The organism is Bacteroides sp. Marseille-P8574 (genome assembly GCF_902825465.1).
GTDB classification, from domain to species: domain Bacteria; phylum Bacteroidota; class Bacteroidia; order Bacteroidales; family Bacteroidaceae; genus Bacteroides; species Bacteroides uniformis.
The window spans coordinates 2,818,137-2,837,600 of the sequence record NZ_CADEBE010000001.1 but is presented as its reverse complement, the minus strand read 5'-3'; the positions used below and the strand labels follow the sequence as shown (position 1 = coordinate 2,837,600).

At 43.6% G+C, this 19,464-nt stretch carries 19 protein-coding genes and 1 tRNA gene; 10 read left to right on the top strand and 10 right to left on the bottom strand.

Annotated features, from left to right (window positions below; translation table 11 throughout):
- Positions 1-2: 2 nt before the first annotated feature.
- Both HUX74_RS12050 and HUX74_RS12045 read right to left on the bottom strand, forming a co-directional pair.
- On the bottom strand, positions 3-1,010 hold the full coding sequence (locus tag HUX74_RS12050) for a FecR family protein (protein WP_174646703.1): 1,008 nt from the start codon (positions 1,008-1,010) through the stop codon (positions 3-5).
- Positions 1,011-1,077: 67 nt separating this feature from the next.
- A complete protein-coding gene (locus tag HUX74_RS12045) occupies positions 1,078-1,671 on the bottom strand; it encodes an RNA polymerase sigma-70 factor (protein WP_016272534.1) in 594 nt (197 codons plus the stop codon).
- A gap of 523 nt (positions 1,672-2,194) precedes the next feature.
- On the opposite strand from HUX74_RS12045, the gene argR reads away from it, so the two are divergent.
- The 10 genes from argR (at position 2,195) to HUX74_RS11995 (ending at position 11,364) form a co-directional block, all read left to right on the top strand.
- Positions 2,195-2,668, top strand: coding sequence for an arginine repressor (gene argR, locus HUX74_RS12040; protein WP_005825113.1), 474 nt, complete (start codon positions 2,195-2,197; stop codon positions 2,666-2,668).
- Positions 2,669-2,703: 35 nt separating this feature from the next.
- Positions 2,704-3,261 carry a GNAT family N-acetyltransferase gene (locus tag HUX74_RS12035; RefSeq protein WP_005825115.1) on the top strand — a complete coding sequence of 186 codons (558 nt, stop codon included), beginning with the start codon at positions 2,704-2,706 and terminating at the stop codon, positions 3,259-3,261.
- Between the two features lie 13 nt (positions 3,262-3,274).
- A complete protein-coding gene (locus HUX74_RS12030) occupies positions 3,275-4,477 on the top strand; it encodes an argininosuccinate synthase (protein WP_174646702.1) in 1,203 nt (400 codons plus the stop codon).
- Entirely contained in the window at positions 4,478-4,696 is a 219-nt protein-coding gene (locus tag HUX74_RS12025; protein ID WP_005825120.1) for a PspC domain-containing protein, read from the top strand.
- The gene (gene argC / locus HUX74_RS12020) at positions 4,689-5,657 is read left to right on the top strand and encodes an N-acetyl-gamma-glutamyl-phosphate reductase (RefSeq protein WP_005825122.1); all 969 of its coding nucleotides are present in this window, start codon (positions 4,689-4,691) and stop codon (positions 5,655-5,657) included. Before HUX74_RS12025 ends, argC begins: the two co-directional genes overlap by 8 nt.
- 5 nt (positions 5,658-5,662) lie before the next feature.
- Positions 5,663-6,784, top strand: coding sequence for an aspartate aminotransferase family protein (locus HUX74_RS12015; protein ID WP_174646701.1), 1,122 nt, complete (start codon positions 5,663-5,665; stop codon positions 6,782-6,784).
- 46 nt (positions 6,785-6,830) lie between these two features.
- Positions 6,831-7,604 carry a pyrroline-5-carboxylate reductase gene (gene proC / locus HUX74_RS12010; protein ID WP_131225535.1) on the top strand — a complete coding sequence of 258 codons (774 nt, stop codon included), beginning with the start codon at positions 6,831-6,833 and terminating at the stop codon, positions 7,602-7,604.
- A 72-nt stretch (positions 7,605-7,676) separates the two neighbouring features.
- Positions 7,677-8,231: a helix-turn-helix domain-containing protein gene (locus tag HUX74_RS12005; RefSeq protein WP_016272528.1), complete on the top strand. Its 555-nt coding sequence runs from the start codon at positions 7,677-7,679 to the stop codon at positions 8,229-8,231.
- Between the two features lie 7 nt (positions 8,232-8,238).
- Positions 8,239-9,894: an AMP-binding protein gene (locus HUX74_RS12000; protein ID WP_131225536.1), complete on the top strand. Its 1,656-nt coding sequence runs from the start codon at positions 8,239-8,241 to the stop codon at positions 9,892-9,894.
- Between the two features lie 219 nt (positions 9,895-10,113).
- Entirely contained in the window at positions 10,114-11,364 is a 1,251-nt protein-coding gene (locus HUX74_RS11995) for an acyloxyacyl hydrolase (protein WP_174646700.1), read from the top strand.
- Positions 11,365-11,713: 349 nt separating this feature from the next.
- Here the strand turns inward: HUX74_RS11995 and HUX74_RS11990 are convergent.
- From HUX74_RS11990 to HUX74_RS11960, 8 genes are all read right to left on the bottom strand, one after another.
- Positions 11,714-11,793, bottom strand: a tRNA-OTHER gene (locus HUX74_RS11990).
- Positions 11,794-12,510: 717 nt separating this feature from the next.
- On the bottom strand, positions 12,511-12,972 hold the full coding sequence (locus HUX74_RS11985) for a lipocalin family protein (protein WP_117974339.1): 462 nt from the start codon (positions 12,970-12,972) through the stop codon (positions 12,511-12,513).
- A gap of 656 nt (positions 12,973-13,628) precedes the next feature.
- Complete coding sequence (locus HUX74_RS11980) at positions 13,629-14,216, bottom strand: tyrosine-type recombinase/integrase (protein WP_117974377.1); 588 nt, start codon at positions 14,214-14,216, stop codon at positions 13,629-13,631.
- Positions 14,217-14,372: 156 nt separating this feature from the next.
- Positions 14,373-14,645 carry a hypothetical protein gene (locus HUX74_RS11975; protein ID WP_009037602.1) on the bottom strand — a complete coding sequence of 91 codons (273 nt, stop codon included), beginning with the start codon at positions 14,643-14,645 and terminating at the stop codon, positions 14,373-14,375.
- A 75-nt stretch (positions 14,646-14,720) separates the two neighbouring features.
- Positions 14,721-14,843: a hypothetical protein gene (locus HUX74_RS20920; protein ID WP_255501490.1), complete on the bottom strand. Its 123-nt coding sequence runs from the start codon at positions 14,841-14,843 to the stop codon at positions 14,721-14,723.
- Positions 14,844-14,891: 48 nt separating this feature from the next.
- Positions 14,892-15,914, bottom strand: a complete 1,023-nt coding sequence (locus HUX74_RS11970; RefSeq protein WP_174646699.1) for a DUF3871 family protein — start codon at positions 15,912-15,914, stop codon at positions 14,892-14,894.
- A 563-nt stretch (positions 15,915-16,477) separates the two neighbouring features.
- Entirely contained in the window at positions 16,478-18,085 is a 1,608-nt protein-coding gene (locus HUX74_RS11965; RefSeq protein ID WP_174646698.1) for a hypothetical protein, read from the bottom strand.
- A gap of 313 nt (positions 18,086-18,398) precedes the next feature.
- Positions 18,399-19,397 carry a hypothetical protein gene (locus tag HUX74_RS11960; protein WP_118696366.1) on the bottom strand — a complete coding sequence of 333 codons (999 nt, stop codon included), beginning with the start codon at positions 19,395-19,397 and terminating at the stop codon, positions 18,399-18,401.
- Positions 19,398-19,464 lie beyond the last annotated feature (67 nt).

Sequence of the window (19,464 nt, the reverse complement as noted above, 5' to 3'; positions counted from 1 at the left end):
AATCAATATAAAATATATTTTTCATCTTCATACCTATACTGCATTCTATTGGTAGAAGCTATTGTTTGAAGTACTTCGTCAATGGTGTTTCCTATTATTTTAAAACTACCATAGAATCGTTTGTTCCGCAAAGAATCAGCCACTTGTATTTTCACATCATAGCTACGCATCAATTTCTTCGCAATATCTTCCAACAATTCTTCATCAAAAAACAATTCATTCCTAGACCAGGCATTTGAATATTCTACATGGGTCTTCGATTTCTTTATTATACCAGTTCGTTTATTCAAAACCATTTTTTCTCGAGGAGCCAGATACAAAGCGGGCATCTTTTTCAGTTCATTTTGCAAAGCGACCTTTCCTTCCATCAGATTTACAGTAACCTCCTCGTCTTCTGGATAATTTTTAAAATTAAACTTCGTTCCAAGCACCTTCAAATTAAGTTCCCTTGTTTCAACAACAAAAGGAATCTTCTCATTTTTAGTAACTTCAAAATACCCTTCTCCTTCCAAAGACAAATTTCTATCATCCACACCAAATCCCTGCGAATAAACAATCTTAGAACCTGCATTCAACCATACCAATGTGCCGTCCGGCAAATATAATTTAGTACGTGCTCCTAATGGAGCCTCTACTACCATATCTGCAAAATTATGTTTGACAGCCTCCTTTCCTTGCCAATAAGTAGCCAAAGGCAACAACAAAAGTAAAACTACAGCGGCTACGCGATATACCACTTTCCAAGAAAAACGTCGAAATCTTTTATTCCTTCCAGCCTCAGCAACCCGTTGCTTAAATAAATCAAATGCTTCATTTTTATTAAAGAAGGTCTTATCGCTCAATACGCCTGAAGAGAACCAAATTTCCAACTGATTACGTACATAAATACGATTAGTTTCTGACTCCATACTCCACCGCTTTAACTCAGAAAAGGATTTTTCATCCAATTCATTGGATAAATACGATGCTATCAGCTTATCTATATCGTTATATTTTTCTTCTGTATGCATAATTACAAGTACGTTTATAAGTAAGACAAAATAGAAAAGAAAGAGGGTAGTCTAAAATGTATTTTTTTCAATTTTCCCAAAACATATACAATATCAGCAGTTTCAGATAGTCTCCCATATGTAATTGAATGGATGCTAAAGCATTTTTAATATGATACTTAACTGTATTCACCGATATTTTCAGTTCATCTGCTATTTCTTCATATTTTTTTTGTTCAAAACGGCTTTTCTTAAAAACCGCACGGCATTCTTTTGGAAGTTCCTCAATACATTTCAATAATTTTTCTTCCAACTCTTGCTCAAGTAAAGTACCTAAAGGATGATTATCCTCCACAAAAACACTATCTAAAAATTCCATATTTTCTGGAAGCATAAAAGAAGAGAAATGAAGTTCTTTGCGATGCCTTTGTGAATTCAATTCATTCAGGCAGCGATTACGCACTGCACGCATCAAATAGGCACGTAAGGAAAAGGTTATTTCAATGTCAGTACGATGCTCCCACAAATAGAAGATAGTATCATCCACTATTTCTTCTGCTAAAGCAACGTCATCCAACAGTTGATATGCAAAACGACAAAGAAGAATGTAATGGCAATCGTATATATATCTAAATGCCTGTTCATCTCCTAATCTCAGTTTTTCAATAATATATTTTTCCATAGTAATTAAAGTGACAAAGGGTAAATTCTTAATTATTAATACTTTCTATCAAGAAAACCATATTGTTCGCTCTATATTGGTTGATTATAAGATTAAAGCAAAAGTAATATTTTATAATAACACTGACCATCGATTACAGAAAAAGATTAATCTATTCCAAATAAAGTTTATCAGACTTATAAACAAAAAACTCCATGGATGAAGCCCGAACCCTTATCAAAGCCCCGAATTTACCTTCAGATAAAATCAAATGTATATACAAAAATCATCTGCATTAGTTTTATAAAACAATCATCTATGTATTTTTCCAGTATATGCATAAGACAAAACAAAGAGAATAGAGGGTAGTCCCAAAATGCACTTTTTTATTTCTAAGATTATTGCCTTCCAGAACAAAGAAAGCTCATCTTTCAAAGAAAAATGCACAATACATACATAAAACAAAGAAAAAAGTCCCCTTTTTGCATATTCTTTCCGAAATAATCCCTAATTTTGCACTACTCTTAGAATAATTATACAGAAAATGAAGAAAAAAGCCAATCGGTTAGACGCCATCAAGATGATTATCTCAAGCAAAGACGTCAGTTCTCAGGAAGAACTGTTGCAAGCTTTGAGCAAGGAAGGCTTTGAACTGACACAAGCCACCTTGTCACGCGACTTGAAACAGCTGAAAGTAGCGAAAGCAGCAAACATGAACGGTAAATACGTATATGTGCTGCCCAACAACATTATGTATAAACGTTCGAACGACCAGAGTGCAAGTGAAATGCTGATGACAAGCGGATTCGTTTCACTTCAATTTTCGGGCAATATTGCCGTCATCCGTACCCGGCCCGGATATGCCAGCAGCATGGCCTACGACATCGACAACCGAGAGTGTCCCGCCATTCTCGGTACCATTGCCGGAGATGACACCATCATGCTGGTGGTGCACGAAGCAGCGTCACATGACGAGGTACGCAGCTTCCTATCGCAAATCATCCCGAACATTAAATGATAGATAACAACAAAAAACAAGAAATTAAATAAGAAATGGATTCGAAACAAATTGATGTGATGGTGGCTGACGCCTCACATGAAGTTTACGTAGACAAGATTTTGGATACCATCCGGGAAGCTGCCAAGGTACGCGGAACGGGCATCGCAGAACGCACACACGAATACGTAGCTACTAAAATGAAAGAAGGAAAGGCCATCATAGCCTTGTGTGGAGATGATTTTGCCGGTTTCACCTACATAGAGAGCTGGGGTAACAAGCAATATGTAGCAACCTCCGGTTTGATAGTACACCCCAAATATCGGGGACTAGGGCTGGCAAAACGTATCAAGACCGCTTCTTTCCGCCTGGCACGCCTACGCTGGCCTAATGCTAAAGTTTTCAGTCTCACCAGCGGAGCTGCCGTCATGAAAATGAATACCGAGCTGGGATATGTGCCCGTCACCTTCAACGAACTGACCGATGACGAATCGTTCTGGAAAGGTTGCGAAGGCTGTATAAACCATGATATATTGGTAGCTAAGAACCGTAAATTCTGCATTTGCACAGCAATGCTTTACGACCCGAAGCTGCACGAAGAGGATAAAATATAAAAATACTAAGGATATGGAAAAGAAGAAAGTAGTAGTCGCATTCAGCGGAGGTTTGGATACCTCGTTTACGGTGATGTATCTTACCAAAGAAAAAGGGTACGAAGTATATGCAGCTTGTGCCAATACGGGCGGTTTCAGTGCTGAACAGTTGAAGACAAACGAAGAAAATGCCTACAAGCTGGGCGCCAAAGAATACGTCACCCTCGACGTGACGCAGGAATACTATGAGAAAAGCTTGAAATACATGGTATTCGGCAATGTTTTGCGTAACGGCACCTATCCTATCTCTGTAAGTTCCGAACGTATCTTCCAAGCATTGGCCATTGCACGCTATGCCAACGAAATCGGCGCGGATGCCATCGCCCACGGTTCTACAGGTGCGGGTAACGACCAGATTCGTTTCGACATGACTTTCCTCGTCATGGCTCCGGGCGTGGAAATCATCACGCTGACACGCGACATGGCACTGAGCCGTCAGGAAGAGATTGATTATCTGAACAAACACGGCTTTGCCGCCGACTTCACCAAACTGAAATACTCCTATAACGTAGGTTTGTGGGGCACTTCCATCTGTGGTGGCGAGATTCTGGATTCCGCGCAGGGATTGCCCGAAAGCGCCTATCTGAAACACTGCACCAAAGAGGGCAGCGAGCTGTTGCGCCTCACTTTTGAAAAAGGTGAGCTGAAAGCCGTGAACGACGAGACATTCGACGACCCCATCAAAGCCATCCAGAAGGTAGAAGAGATTGGTGCGGCATACGGTATCGGCCGCGACATGCACGTAGGCGACACGATTATCGGTATCAAAGGCCGCGTAGGTTTCGAAGCTGCCGCACCTATGCTGATTATCGGAGCACACAAGTTCCTCGAGAAGTACACTTTGAGCAAATGGCAACAATACTGGAAGGACCAGGTAGCCAACTGGTATGGCATGTTCCTGCACGAAAGCCAATATCTGGAACCAGTAATGCGCGACATCGAAGCCATGCTGGAATCCTCGCAACGCAACGTAAACGGTACGGCTATCCTCGAACTTCACCCGCTCTGCTTTTCTACCGTAGGTGTAGAAAGCAAAGATGACCTTGTGAAAAACAAGTTTGGTGAATACGGTGAGATGCAGAAAGGATGGACGGCAGAAGATGCCAAGGGCTTCATCAAAGTAACCTCCACAGCACTGCGTGCTTATTATTCAAATCATAAAGACGAGAAAATCTAAATGACCGGCAGGAAGCAAAAACTGACACGTCCCCGGACTGGAAGGATGCTTTCAGGCGTATGTGCAGGACTGGCAAACTTTTTCGGACTCGATGTCTCATTGGTGCGTATCGTCTATACGTTCGCCACGATCTTTACTGCATTTGCAGGCATACCCATATACATTATAATGCTAATTGTTATACCACAAGAACCAAATAGATATTATCGAAATGATTAAAGTAGGAATCATCGGCGGAGCCGGATACACGGCAGGCGAACTGATACGTTTGCTGCTCAACCATCCGGAAGCGGAAATCGTTTTCATAAACAGCTCAAGCAACGCCGGCAACAAAATTACCGACGTACACGAAGGACTGTACGGCGAAACAGACTTGGTATTTACCGACCAGCTCCCGCTGGAAGAAATCGACGTACTCTTTTTCTGTACGGCACATGGCGACACGAAGAAGTTCCTCGAAAGCCACAACGTGCCCGAGGAACTGAGAATCATCGACCTCTCCATGGACTACCGCATAGCCTCTCCCGAACACGACTTCATCTACGGCCTGCCGGAGCTGAACCGCCGTGCCACCTGCAAAGCAAAGCACGTAGCCAATCCGGGCTGCTTTGCCACCTGCATACAGCTGGGGCTGCTACCGCTTGCCAAACATCTGATGCTGAATGATGATATCATGGTGAACGCCATTACCGGAAGTACCGGCGCCGGTGTGAAACCGGGCGCCACGAGCCACTTCAGCTGGCGCAACAACAACATGAGTGTCTACAAAGCTTTCGAGCACCAGCATGTGCCCGAAATCAAGCAATCGCTCAAACAGCTGCAGAACAGCTTTGATGCGGACATTGACTTCATCCCCTACCGCGGCGACTTCCCGCGCGGCATCTTCACCACCATTGTGGTGAAGACCAAAGTGGCCCTGGAAGAAATCGTCCGCATGTACGAAGAATATTACGCCAAAGATTCCTTTACCCACATCGTGGAGAAGAATATCGACCTGAAGCAAGTGGTAAACACCAACAAGTGCCTCATCCATCTGGAGAAGCACGGCGACAAACTGCTTATCATTTCCTGCATCGATAACCTCCTGAAAGGCGCCAGCGGACAAGCTGTCCATAACATGAATTTAATGTTTAACCTGGAAGAGACCGTAGGATTACGGTTGAAACCTTCTGCATTCTAAAAAAAATGAATTTATTCGACGTATACCCTCTCTTTGACATCAACATCGTCAAAGGAAAAGGCTGCCATGTATGGGACGAGAACGGTACCGAATACCTCGACCTCTACGGTGGCCATGCAGTCATCTCAATCGGACATGCACACCCACATTATGTAGAGATGGTGAGCAATCAAGTTGCTACGTTAGGATTCTACTCAAACTCAGTAATCAACAAGCTGCAACAGCAAGTGGCAGAGCGTTTGGGAAAGGTCTGCGGCTATGATGATTACTCACTCTTCCTCATCAACAGCGGTGCCGAGGCCAATGAGAACGCCTTGAAGCTCTCCTCCTTCTACAATGGCCGTACCCGTGTGATATCCTTCTCAAAAGCATTCCACGGACGTACCTCACTGGCGGTGGAAGTAACGAACAATCCTAAAATCATCGCTCCCATCAACAACTGCGGGCACGTCACCTACCTCCCGTTGAACGACATCGAAGCCATGAAGGCCGAATTGTCCAAAGGAGATGTCTGCGCAGTGATTATCGAAGGCATACAAGGTGTAGGCGGCATCCAACTGCCGACAGACGAATTCATGCAGGCTCTCCGCCAGGCTTGTACGGAACACAACACGGTCTTGATTCTCGATGAAATCCAAAGCGGCTACGGACGCAGCGGCAAGTTCTTCGCCCATCAGTACAACGGCATCAAAGCCGACATCATCACCGTGGCAAAAGGCATCGGCAATGGTTTCCCGATGGCAGGCGTACTCATCAGCCCGATGTTTACACCGGTATACGGGCAACTTGGAACCACTTTCGGTGGAAACCACCTGGCTTGCAGTGCCGCCCTTGCTGTGCTGGACGTCATAGAGCAAGAAAACCTGATAGAAAATGCAGCGCAAGTCGGCGACTTCCTGATGACAGAACTGAGAAAGCTCCCGCAAATCAAGGACGTTCGCGGACGAGGACTGATGATAGGACTGGAATTTGAAGCCCCCATCAAGGAACTGCGCCTAAGACTGCTGAAAGAGCAACATGTATTCACCGGCGTAAGCGGTACGAACGTGCTCCGCCTGCTGCCGCCTCTGTGCCTCAGCATGGACGAAGCAAAGGAATTCTTGAAACGCTTCAAGAAAGTTCTTTAATTTACCTACCTTTGCCAACAGACAACTCTTTTAACAACAAGAAAATATGAAAATAGCAATTATCGGTGCCGGAAATATGGGAGGCTCCATCGCCCGCGGGCTGGCAAAAGGAACAATCATCCCTGCCAGTGACATCATTGTCTCCAACCCCACCCAGAACAAATTAGACAAACTGAAAGCAGAATTTCCCGCTTTGCAAGTAACTAATGACAATCAGGAAGCAGTGACCGGTGCGGATATGATAATCTTTGCCGTGAAGCCATGGCTGATGAAACTTGTAGTAAAGGAATTGAAACTGAAAGGCACACAGATTCTTATCTCCGTTGCAGCCGGTATTCCCTTCGAAGAACTGACACACTATGCAGCAGACAAGGAAATGACCATGTTCCGTCTTATTCCCAATACAGCCATCAGCGAAATGGAAAGCATGACACTCATCGCCAGCCGCAATGCCACCAAGGAGCAGGAGCAGCTGATGCTGGACATTTTCAACCAGATGGGACTTGCCATGCTCATTCCCGAGGAAAAGATTGCGGCAACCACCGCCATGACTTCCTGCGGCATCGCCTATGTGCTGAAGTACATCCAGGCAGCTATGCAGGCCGGCATTGAAATGGGCATCTACCCCAAAGACGGCATGCGCATGGTGGCACAGTCCGTGAAGGGAGCAGCCGAGCTGATTCTGAACAGTGACACACACCCCAGTGTTGAGATTGACAAGGTGTGTACTCCCGGAGGAATTACCATCAAGGGAATCAACGAACTGGAACACGAAGGATTCACCTCCACTGTGATTAAAGCCATCAAAGCGAGTATTTAATGTGCCAATATGCCAACGCCCTGCGGTGTAACGGTGTATTTCAATAACAACCCATTTAAAACAAATATAATTATGGACGAACAAATCAGACAAATAGCCGAACGCCTGCGCGGACTGCGTGACGTATTGGAACTGACTGCCGACGATATCGCCCGCGACTGCGACATCTCTGCAGAAGAGTACCGCCTTGCCGAAACCGGAGAATTCGACATCTCGGTCAGCATGCTACAGAAGATAGCACGGCACTACGGCATATCACTGGACGCACTGATGTTTGGGCAAGAGCCCAAAATGAGCTCCTACTTCCTGACACGTGCCGGAAAAGGAACCAGTATAGAACGTACCAAGGCATATAAATACCAATCGCTGGCAGCCGGTTTCATCAACCGCACGGCAGACCCATTCATTGTGACCGTAGAACCGAAACCGGACAGCGAGCCGATACATTACAACAGCCATGCCGGTCAGGAGTTCAACCTCGTACTGGAAGGCCGTATGATGGTCAGCATCGACGGCAAAGACTTAATCTTAAATGAAGGAGACAGTCTGTACTTCAACTCCAAACTGCCGCACGGCATGAAGGCGCTTGACGGAAAGACTGTAAAATTCCTGGCAGTAATTATGTAATAAAGTTATGGTAGAAAGATTTTTATCTCAAACATCCTTCACCTCACAGGAGGACTTCATCAAGAACTTGAAGATAAACGTACCGGAGAATTTCAACTTCGGCTACGACGTAGTGGATGCCTGGGCCGCCGAGCAACCCGACAAACCCGCACTGTTGTGGACCAATGACCAGGGCGAATGCCGGCAATTTACCTTTGCCGACATGAAACGGTACACAGACATGACGGCTTCCTATTTCCAAAGCCTCGGCATCGGCCACGGAGACATGGTGATGCTGATACTGAAGCGCCGTTACGAATTCTGGTTCAGCATTGTGGCACTACACAAACTCGGTGCAGTGGTGATTCCCGCCACCCACCTGCTGACGAAGAAAGACATCGTATACCGTTGCAACGCCGCAGACATCAAGATGATAGTCTGCGCCGGCGAAAGCGTCATCACCGACCATATCACGGCAGCCATGCCGGAGTCTCCTTCTGTGAAACGCCTCGTAAGCGTCGGGCCGGAAGTTCCCGAAGGATTCGAAGACTTTCACAAAGGTATCGAGGCTGCCGCTCCTTTCGTGAAACCTGAACATCCGAATACGAACGATGACATCTCCCTGATGTACTTCACCAGCGGCACTACCGGAGAGCCCAAAATGGTGGCCCACGACTTCACCTATCCGTTGGGACACATCGTCACCGGCAGCTTCTGGCACAACCTGAAAGAGAGCAGCCTACACCTCACCATTGCCGACACCGGTTGGGGAAAAGCCGTGTGGGGCAAGCTCTACGGACAATGGATTGCCGGCGCCAACGTATTTGTATACGACCACGAGAAATTCACTCCCGCAGCCATACTGGAGAAGATACAAGATTATCACGTCACGTCGCTTTGTGCGCCGCCCACCATCTTCCGATTCCTCATTCACGAAGACCTCACGAAGTACGACCTATCCAGTCTGGAATACTGCACCATCGCCGGAGAAGCATTGAACCCCGCCGTATTCGAGACCTTCAAGAAGTTGACGGGCATCAAGCTGATGGAGGGATTCGGACAGACCGAAACGACCCTTACCGTTGCCACCATGCCATGGATGGAACCGAAACCCGGCAGCATGGGATTGCCCAATCCGCAATACGAGGTAGACCTGATAGACCACGAAGGACGTTCCGTGGAAGCCGGTGAGCAGGGACAGATTGTAATCCGTACCGACAAAGGCAAACCGCTGGGATTGTTCAAGGAATACTACCGCGATGCCAACCGCACCCACGAGGCATGGAACAACGGCATTTACTACACGGGAGACGTAGCCTGGAAGGACGAAGACGGCTACCTCTGGTTCGTAGGCCGCGCCGACGACGTCATCAAAAGTAGCGGCTACCGCATCGGTCCGTTCGAAGTGGAAAGTGCATTGATGACCCACCCAGCCGTAGTGGAATGTGCCATTACCGGTGTGCCCGATGAAATCCGCGGCCAAGTGGTAAAAGCTACGATTGTGTTGGCAAAAGAGTACAAGGCACGCGCTGGAGAAGGGCTTGTCAAGGAGTTGCAGAACCATGTGAAGAAAGTGACGGCTCCCTACAAATACCCACGTGTCATCGAATTTGTTGATGAGCTCCCCAAAACCATCAGCGGGAAAATCCGCCGGGTGGAAATCCGGGAGAACGACCGGAAATAATGCTCGCCACCCAGCATCCGAATCATAAGACAGCATCCGGGTGAATGAATAAGGAGGGGGTAAAACCGAAGTCGGCCATTCTATTGGCGATTTCAGTTTTACCCCCTCTTTTTACAAATAGTTGTCTCATTGTGAATGTCAAAAGGATAAAAAAACTATATTTGCACGAAATTAAACTTCACTCGGAACATTTATAAACAAGAAAGACCGACACGGCATATGAAAAATAGCATGCAGATATGGAAAATACTGGCTTTCTTAGGAGCGGTACTTTTCTTGTCTGATACAATATACGCCCAACAATGGACATCCGATAGCCATTCGGAATACAAACGGGACACACTCCCTTTCTCACAGCGCTTCATCCACAGATTAGGCGTAGAAGGGCGTGCTGGCTATATTTTTCAGACCAACCCTTTTCTGGAGTACTCCAACCACCAATACAAGCCCATGAAAAATGCCTATGCCGGCCATCTGAAATACTCCTTCCAGCTCCGTCCCCACACCGTTGCCGACCAGGCTTATATAGGAGCCTATCAAGGGATTGGAGTCGGCTATTTCAACTTCGGCAATCCGGAAGAGCTGGGCAACCCGCTGGCGGTCTATCTGTTTCAAGGGGGACGTATCGCCCAATTCAGCCCCCGCATATCCTTGAACTATGAATGGAACTTCGGCGCATCGTTCGGCTGGAAACCCTACGATGAATACGACAACCCGGAGAACCAGATTATCGGCTCGAAAGTGAATGCTTATCTCAATGTGAACCTCTACTTAAAGTGGGCACTCTCCCCCAAGTTCGACCTGATGATAGGAGCTACCGGAAGCCACTTTTCCAACGGAAACACCCAATATCCCAACTCCGGTCTGAACACGGTGGACTGTAAAGTGGGGCTGGTATATAACTTTAACCGCAGAGCGGATGAGCTTGCCCAGTCATGGCAACGCCCTATCGTTCCTCCATTCCCCCGCCACGTCAGCTACGACCTGACTTTGTTCGGCTCCTGGCGAAAGAAAGCAGTGGCCCATGAAGGCAGTAGTGGCCAGGTACCCGCACCCGGCACTTACAACGTGGTCGGTTTCAGCTTTGCACCCATGTACAACTTCGGCTATAAATTCCGCGCCGGTGTGGCGTTGGACGGCGTATACGACCACAGTGCGAACATGAAAGAATCGTACGAAGAAGAGAACGGCTTCTATACCCCGCCTGCCAAAAAGCAGATGGCGCTGGGCTTATCTGCCCGCGGAGAGTTTGTCATGCCTTACTTCACGGTAGGTATCGGTCTGGGAGCCAACGTTCTGCACGGCGGCGGTGACATGAAGTCTTTCTATCAGATTCTTGCCCTGAAAATAGACGTAACACGCAATTCGTATCTCCATATAGGATATAACCTCCGGGAATTTCATGAGCCCAATTATCTGATGTTGGGTATCGGCTATCGGTTCAATAACAAACGCCCCAAGCTGTTCTGAACAATAAAGAGGAGGCTATTTATATAGATTCTTTTATTTCATCTGCAAGCACATATTAGCAAGTGCCACGCGCATATCATCTACTATAGTATTATAGTTAGTTTGTTAGTTCACAGCGATGAACACTTTGTTCAAGTATAGAGAAACAGTTTGTTCCAATAAGGAAAAACAGTTTGTTTTCATATGATGAAACGAAATGTTTTGTTAAGGGAAACAAAGTGTTCGCCATAATGAAACAACTTGTTCTATTAAGGGAAACACTTTGTTCGCTATAGGGAAACGGTCTTTCATATCAAGAGCTTATAAAGAAAAAGCTCTGCAAATCAATGATTCACAGAGCTTAATCGAGTACTCGAAGCGGGACTTGAACCCGCACAGCCGCAATGGCCAAAGGATTTTAAGTCCTTCTCGCCGGGCCACCATTCGAGCTTATATTAATCTATAAATCAATAATTTATCTAATGCTACTTACTAATACTTAATATTTGGTTTAACTATTGGTTTAACTAAAGTATTAAATCAAGATTAGTTAATAAATAAGTTTACAATCTCATTATGTATTTAATAATATTATCACTTCACTTCTCAACTTTGGTAAATGATTAATAACCATGCTCCCAAATATATCAGCAGACAAGCTGTCATTATAACGGAAATAACAGTAAAGTTTAATTCAACATTTCTGTAATAGGGGGCTTTATCCTCTCTAAAAGGTTGTATTAGTCCATACATGGAGTTAAATGGGGCTCTCCATTAATCTCTTTATCTTTTATAATGGCTAAGTAGTGTATAGTTGAAATACAGCCATCTCTCCATTCCAGTATTTAATAATGAGATATTAACATTAGTTTCCCCTCTGTAATATGGTTAACTTCGTATCAGATTAATTCAATTATCAATTATCAAATTAATACAATTATGAGACTTACCAAGAATAACTCTTCTAAGAGTTGCACTATCTACTACCTACCACAAGAGATTAAAGAAACTATGGTTACAGAGGTCAGTTACCTGCCTATTACCAGAGAGAGACTGGAGCAGTTCTTTAAAGATGCGGCAAGTAAACGAAAGCCTAAGTTAGTCAAGAAGCGGAAACAGTCAAGGCAGCAAGGGAGTTAATTCCATGCTGCCTTTATACTTCAATACTTATTTCCTTTTATAAGTCATTTTAGCATATTCTACCCCTCCATCATCCTCTTTCTCCATATATTCAAGAACTAACTTGCTGTTGGATATCTCAAGAACATTCAAATCAAGAGCATAAGTGGCATCAATAGGTCTAAGTGTCAGCAGCTTATTACTCAATGCCCATTTCCCTTCATCTAATTCCGAATTATCCAAATCATATTCAGTATATGTACCGTCAGCTCTGAATGTAAGATTACCAAAATATTCGCATTCATCTTTAGGTGCATGACTCCATTCTCTGTTTTCTTCAGGATATTCTGGCTCTATTTCATACCCTTCTTCGTAAGTTAGTACCCATTGACCTACAATGTTCTCTGTAGTAGGTGTACTTTCTTCTTCGTCATCATCACTACATGCTGCGAAGTTAACACTCATAATTACGGCTACGATAGCCATTCCAATCAATCTTAATGTCTTCATTGCTATAAATCTGTTTATGCCTCTACGTCCCTAATAGGTGGCAGTTAATAATAAATAGTTGTATCAGTGTGAGGAACACAGCGATAGCTGCACACTTCATAAATGAGTTGTCAATTAATAAGTAGTAGTCTGTATCTTTACGGTTAATTCATGTATTATAGTCAGTGTCCCCTAACTGACTGTTATACAATAAAGAAGCGTGGGAACATTGAATATTACCTAATCTGAGGCTCTGGACTGCCCAAACACAAGTAATAAACAATAGCCCACGCCAAACGTTATATAGTCCACTTGACTAAGTGGGTATATAGCATTGACGTGAGCGTCCTTGCCTATTATCCTTGTGTTTTGAAATTGTCCAGATTTCAGATTAAGGATAATATCTTAAACGCTCTTCGTTAACTAATATGTCCTTTCAGCCTTAACTCATTAAGTGTCTGAAATTGCTGCAAAGTTACGAATTTGCGTCTGATTGGCAAGAACTTATTGTTTATTAAATGCAGAAAGGCATTCCTACTCCATAAATCAAGGTTAGGAGCAAATTTGTAAAAGGTCTATATAAGTAGAAATTTATAAATTTACTCCCAACTTGAATTGTAGGCTTAAAAGGCTGTTCCACTCCATTCTTAATAATTGGTGAGCGCAACCGCCAGTAATCAAAAACTAAGGCAGTCATAGGTATTAAGTAGTTCTTCCTGCCTTAATCCCAAGTATCTCTTAGTAATGGCTACAGAACTGTGATTGAATAGCTCCATGAGTTTGACAAGTGCAAGCTCCGAACTCTCGCTGTTCATGTTATAGACCTGCCTGCCGAAAGTCTTTCTAAGGCTGTGGCATGAGAAGTTGCCTATATGCAGCCTATATTTCCTTTTAACCTCTTTGAGGACTACATTTATCCTCTGTATGGAATAGACCGTACCTTTCCGGCTAACCAATATAGGCGCGTCTATGCCTATAGGACTGATATGCTTGTAGCAGTCACAGATATGCTTCTGTAGCTGCATGTTAATTCTCACAGTCCTTTGCTTTCCCGTCTTGATCTCGATAACGGTAAATTCCTCCGCATCCAATATCTGTTTCCAGCGTAAAGCCAGAATGTCAGATATTCTTAAGCCAGTGAAACAGCCCAGAGCAACAAGAAGCGAGATTTTATAATTCCCGTCTTTGGCTAACTTCCTTATCAAGTTCATTGCCTCGCTCCATTGCAGATAATCTGCTGTAGTGCTTGAATATTTTAAACTCATAATGTTCAGTTTTGTATGTAAATGAATAAAAGTGAATGTCATTTTTAAGTTGGAATATACAACTTATTGATAATCAAAGAAACATTCACTAATAACAGAAGTGAATATAATAAATAAAGGACACCAAGTTAATGATGTCCTTTGTTACGTTCAAGCCTATATAAACGGCAAATAGGCTTCATCCAATGCACCGCTCTCAATAATCTTTTTGCAAAGTTCATGTGAGGCTTGATTTCTAAGGTCTGTACCATAGCTTTCATCACCAACCATCTGAATGATTGCCACAATGGTTCTCATAAGCTCCTGCTGTAGTGTACGGTGATAATACCTCGTACTCTCTGCAAACCTTTTAGGATTCCAACTATAATCGTTCAAGGCTCTTTCAAGTTCTTGCGCTGCCTTGTATTCGCGACTGTCTTCTATTACCATATCTTTTAATATTTAAGAGGTTTATAAATAAAAAGAGCACCTATACCTTATTATATAGATGCCCTCCATACCAAGCTATCCTTTGATAATGGCGTAGCCCAGCAGCAGGATATATCCCACCGCTATAAATGGAAACAATGCCATTGCAATGAAGAATACCAAAGTCGCCAGTAACACATAGAATAAATTCCGTAGCATAATCTCCAGTTTTGAGAAACCAGTAATAGGATATAATTCCAGATACAGCTAAGAAAGAAACCAACTGTATCTTTCATCACCATGCAGAGCGGATGCAATACCCGTTGCCAGTTCTGTAGCGTTGTAGGCTCTATCCAGAAAGCTGTCTATGTAGCTGCTCTTGTTGCTGCCAGTAAGCAGGTTGTAGAACTTCCACATGGATAGGTCACTGCCAAGACTGCCAAAGTTATCATCATTAATGTAGGCTTTAGCCACACTGTTTACTTGTGTATCAGTAAGCAGCATTCTGGGGATAGCCTTCTGCTGCCCTTGCGGTAACAGTGGGTAAAGTCGCATCCTGCCAAGTAAGGTCACAAACTGGTGCTCATTTAGGCAGGTATCGCCTAAACTCTGCATCATGTGGATATTCTTGGCTGCATTGAAATTATTAAGCAGTTCCAATGTAGCCTTGAACAGTTCCTTTGTGCCCATTACCTTTATATCATCCTTATATCCGTCTGTAAACACGCACATGTTACAGCATACGGTATTCTTGAACGATACAGCCAGTCTGAACAGTTCCGGGCTTTTCTTGGTAGCAAGGTTCTCCCTATTCAATGCACGTACCCCCACTATGGAAAGGTTGAGCCTATTCCCAGACACTTCCTCATAGATGGATGGTATGTCTATGGCGAAAGCGCACCTTTCATAATACTGGGTCGTGTCAGCTTCCGTCAGCAGGTTCTTGGGTTTGTTGATGGCTTCCGGCTTTCTTCCCTTTATCACATGGCTGCACCTTATGTCTGGTTGCTCTATCCGTTCACCGCTATAGAATGAACTGGCAGCTTCCCAGACCGTTTCAATGAATGCGTTGTGTGAAATGGTAAGTTCATTATCCTTGCTGAATACTGGTATCACACAGTCATTCTTCAAGTGCTCCAAACTCACCTCCACGGAATTAGCCTCAATGAAATGGTTCACCTTCTTGGGCTTTGTAATCTCTTCCACAACTACCGTTGCATCCTCTGCAAATTCTCCTAAATTACAGTTCCTTCTCTGTGCCATGACTGGCATAATCTGTAATGCTTCCATAATCTGTAAATTATTAAGTTGATAATTAGAAATTTCTCCATCTGAATGCCATATAAATGATAATGTACAGCACTATGGCAAACATTACCTTTGGGGCTGCAATGAACGGTACAACGAGTATTGCACCAACCGTCAGAATTGCTTTTAAATCTTCCATAAGCGATAATTTATTGGTTAGTAATGAATGAATTGAAAGGGAATGGCGCTTTATAATGTAATGCCCCATAGACTTCCGCAATTGTGTTCTGTAATACACAGACATTACTGTAGTAGCCAGTAATACCGTAACCAAAGCGTTTGCGGTCTGGAATGCGATTGCGTTAAACCGTTCATTTCCCATCTAAGAGAGGTGAGGGACATTAGGGGTAACATGACAATAAAGCGCATAATATACACCTTATGCCTGCTTTCTGGCTGATAATTTCACTTTATGCAGTCTTAGTAACTGTATGGAAAGAGTTCCCGTATCTGGAAGGGAGGGGGGGGATTATTTAGAGACTACCTAATTTGAGTTGGGGTATAACAAGAAACTCCAGACCCGTTTAATGGTCTGGAGTTCAATCCTACTCAATCAATGCCTTAATTTCCTTTATGGTTCTATGCCTTCTCAACGTCTGCCCAAGCTGCTTATATCCCTGCTCCAAGAATGGATATTTATCTGTTATCACCCTTAATTCCCGTTGCTCATTGTCCGTTAGGGAAAGCTTCTCCTTCAAGTCACAGAAGCGTTTGAGGCGGTCTCTGAATTGTGGCGGTTTGAGAGCATCCTTTACTACGCTGTCATCTGCGATACTCCACTCATACCCTTTGGTTACTGTCATCCCCAATTCCTTATAAGCCTCTTGCAGTGCTTCGGACGACCTATATACTATATGTGTAGTCCAGTGTTGGTAGAGCTTTAACTGGGCAACCATGTCATTGACTTCGTATCTGTCACCTTTCTTGATGATATATGTATGGACGCCCAGTCTCTCAAACTCCTTATCCTGCTGCTTTAATATCTTTATATCAGTCTCCCTATTCAGTTGCTCCATCCTTCTGCGAGCAGTAGCAAGTTCGTCCTCTATCCTCTCCTCCATCACATCAAACGGAACGTAGTAGTTGACAGCCTTTGCATTGAATATATGGACTATCTTGTTTCTGAAAGGGTTGGACTTGGTTCTGATACGTCCTGCAATCTGGGGAATATCCATGTCAATGCTGATTAGGGTATGCTTGTTGTAGCCGTCACTGACGATAAAGCATATTGCCGTCTCTGAATAATAGTCCACTCCTTCAAATGCCTTGCAGGTCACGAATGTAAACCGTTTAACTGGGGCTGTTGAACTGGAGATTTCAAAGCCTTCCAGCTTGTAATGGTTCATCTCGTCGTCAGCGCATATAATCCTGCACTCATCATTGGTCAGCTTGGCTTGTTTAAGTATCTCCTTAATCTCCCTTACGCTGTTGACAAAGAAATATGCCTCCTCACTCTTAATCCCGTCCAACACAAAGTGACCGTTGTCTTTATAATGCTTGATAACATTAACTGCTGTAGTGCTTGCTTTGACACATGGGCAGGGGTAGATTGTAATCTTATCCACTATCTGCCAGTTGGCAATATATTCCTTCATTTCGGCAAATACTTTGGGCTTAAACCGTTCTGGGATAGGAGTTGCAGTTAAGAAGCAATGAGACTTGAAGCATTTGAACTTCTCTATAATCTGATTTATTACCTTTGTCCTAAAGCCATACTGCTTTAACAAATTGTGGTACTCATCCACAAGTATCTTGAATTCAAGCGGATTAATGAGGTCAATCAGTTTATCCACCTTGTCATACGTACAGATTATCTTCTTAACTCCGTCCTTAGCAAGAAACTTGTTCAACTGGATTTGTACTGTCTTAGTGAACTTGCCATATAAACCAAACAGTCTGTCATTAGTAGGATTTACGCCTGCTTGAATTTGTGACTTCTTCCAAGCAATGTCCCTGCCGTCTTTATCCTTAGGTGGGTAGCACTTATTGATTACCAGCTCTGTTGTAGGTACGGCAATAATGTAATTCTCGTCATTGGTAAGCGCTATTGTAGTAGCACCGCATCCCGTCTTTACCTTGTTGAAGATGCAATTCTTTGGGAAGTCGTCCATAATGAGGAAACCGTCCCGTTCTTGAATATCCAACTTTATCATAAGTTATCTTTTGTGATTTTAAATATGTTACCTGTGACCCTAATTATTGGACTTTAAATAATCCTAAACTCTGAATACTGGGGTAACTGACCGTTTTATATAGAGGGAATTCACCACTTTCTGGGAATTTCAACTCTATCATCATTTCTACTTGGTGATTGGAAAACAGCTGTCTGTGACCCCAATAATCAGACTACAGATTACTCTCAACTTCAATTATTAGGGTAAACCACCTTATTATATGGGGGAAATTCACCACTCTGGAAGAATTGGGAGCAGAAGAGCCAACCTCTCACATTGGCTCTGGTTCTTATTAGCAGACTTCTTCCGCTTCCAGATAAGGAATGTCCTCATCTGCATCAGTGGAGGCTGTCCCAGTCCCTTCAACTGGAATGATAATAGGATTGTCATTCCGTTCTCTTATCTTCTTGAACTGCTCCATCACCAAACTCTCATCCAGATTTCCATGCGTATTGAACATTGCCGCCTTGTCATTCTGGGTGATGGTCTGGAATATCTTAATAGCTTCGTTGGCGTCTCCTGCAGTTGTTTTGATATTATTAAATTGCTGAATTAGGTGTCTCTTGGCAATATCCTTGTCATCAAAGCCTTTATCCTTGCAGATTTGGATGAACTTGTTGCCTATCTCCATATTATAGGCTGGAATGATAGGCTTCTTCACCTTCTTCCCTTTCTCATCCTTCCCAGAGCATAATAGAGAGAAGTCAGACTTTGATATGGCGTTATTATTGCCACAAAAGATAAGGTTCAGTGTTGAGATTGGATAACCGTCTGGGTTCTTCTCGCTCTTTATCAGTTCGTTATACCGTTGCAGGAATTCGCTGTCTGGGTTAATATTGGCTGCACCACGTACATAATCTGGGGTAGTCCATTCCTTCTTAGTAATATTAATCTCATTGATATATTCGGCAATGGTTTCATTCCCTTGCAATTCAACTTCAATGGCAGGGACATCTATCGTTTCCTTTCCGTTCTCTGCTGCCCATTCATTATAGAGGGCTGCGGCAATAACCCTATGCTGACCGTCCAATACAAGGAAATATTTGGCAGCATCTTCCGGCTTTATATCTTGCCCATTAATATCAACCAAGCTAATATCGCCAGTTTTAATTACATCTTCCGCCTTAATGACTTGTATCTGCTCTGCCTTTCTGTAGCCTTTGACCTTCATCATGGCTAATATCTTCTCTACATTGCCCAAGTTGATGGAACGATTAATACCCTTAGCGAAAGCTATGTTTCTTACTTCATTATTAGCTACAATTTTAATTGTCAAATAATTCTTTTTCATTATTATTTAATTTTAAATTAATAAATACATTTATAAATTAGTGCAATCTTCAACTTGGCGCCTTATC

Bases quoted from the DNA above. Each gene is read 5' to 3' on its own strand.
- HUX74_RS11970 (WP_174646699.1), bottom strand. From the start codon at position 15,914: ATGGAAGCATTACAGATTATGCCAGTCATGGCACAGAGAAGGAACTGT.
- HUX74_RS11965 (WP_174646698.1), bottom strand. From the start codon at position 18,085: ATGATAAAGTTGGATATTCAAGAACGGGACGGTTTCCTCATTATGGAC.
- HUX74_RS12030 (WP_174646702.1), top strand. From the start codon at position 3,275: ATGGAAAAGAAGAAAGTAGTAGTCGCATTCAGCGGAGGTTTGGATACC.
- HUX74_RS12015 (WP_174646701.1), top strand. From the start codon at position 5,663: ATGAATTTATTCGACGTATACCCTCTCTTTGACATCAACATCGTCAAA.
- HUX74_RS11980 (WP_117974377.1), bottom strand. From the start codon at position 14,216: ATGAGTTTAAAATATTCAAGCACTACAGCAGATTATCTGCAATGGAGC.
- HUX74_RS12035 (WP_005825115.1), top strand. From the start codon at position 2,704: ATGGATTCGAAACAAATTGATGTGATGGTGGCTGACGCCTCACATGAA.
- HUX74_RS11960 (WP_118696366.1), bottom strand. From the start codon at position 19,397: ATGAAAAAGAATTATTTGACAATTAAAATTGTAGCTAATAATGAAGTA.
- argR (WP_005825113.1), top strand. From the start codon at position 2,195: ATGAAGAAAAAAGCCAATCGGTTAGACGCCATCAAGATGATTATCTCA.
- HUX74_RS20920 (WP_255501490.1), bottom strand. From the start codon at position 14,843: ATGCTACGGAATTTATTCTATGTGTTACTGGCGACTTTGGTATTCTTC.
- HUX74_RS12045 (WP_016272534.1), bottom strand. From the start codon at position 1,671: ATGGAAAAATATATTATTGAAAAACTGAGATTAGGAGATGAACAGGCA.
- HUX74_RS12050 (WP_174646703.1), bottom strand. From the start codon at position 1,010: ATGCATACAGAAGAAAAATATAACGATATAGATAAGCTGATAGCATCG.
- HUX74_RS12005 (WP_016272528.1), top strand. From the start codon at position 7,677: ATGGACGAACAAATCAGACAAATAGCCGAACGCCTGCGCGGACTGCGT.
- HUX74_RS11975 (WP_009037602.1), bottom strand. From the start codon at position 14,645: ATGGTAATAGAAGACAGTCGCGAATACAAGGCAGCGCAAGAACTTGAA.
- proC (WP_131225535.1), top strand. From the start codon at position 6,831: ATGAAAATAGCAATTATCGGTGCCGGAAATATGGGAGGCTCCATCGCC.
- HUX74_RS12025 (WP_005825120.1), top strand. From the start codon at position 4,478: ATGACCGGCAGGAAGCAAAAACTGACACGTCCCCGGACTGGAAGGATG.
- HUX74_RS11995 (WP_174646700.1), top strand. From the start codon at position 10,114: ATGAAAAATAGCATGCAGATATGGAAAATACTGGCTTTCTTAGGAGCG.
- HUX74_RS12000 (WP_131225536.1), top strand. From the start codon at position 8,239: ATGGTAGAAAGATTTTTATCTCAAACATCCTTCACCTCACAGGAGGAC.
- argC (WP_005825122.1), top strand. From the start codon at position 4,689: ATGATTAAAGTAGGAATCATCGGCGGAGCCGGATACACGGCAGGCGAA.
- HUX74_RS11985 (WP_117974339.1), bottom strand. From the start codon at position 12,972: ATGAAGACATTAAGATTGATTGGAATGGCTATCGTAGCCGTAATTATG.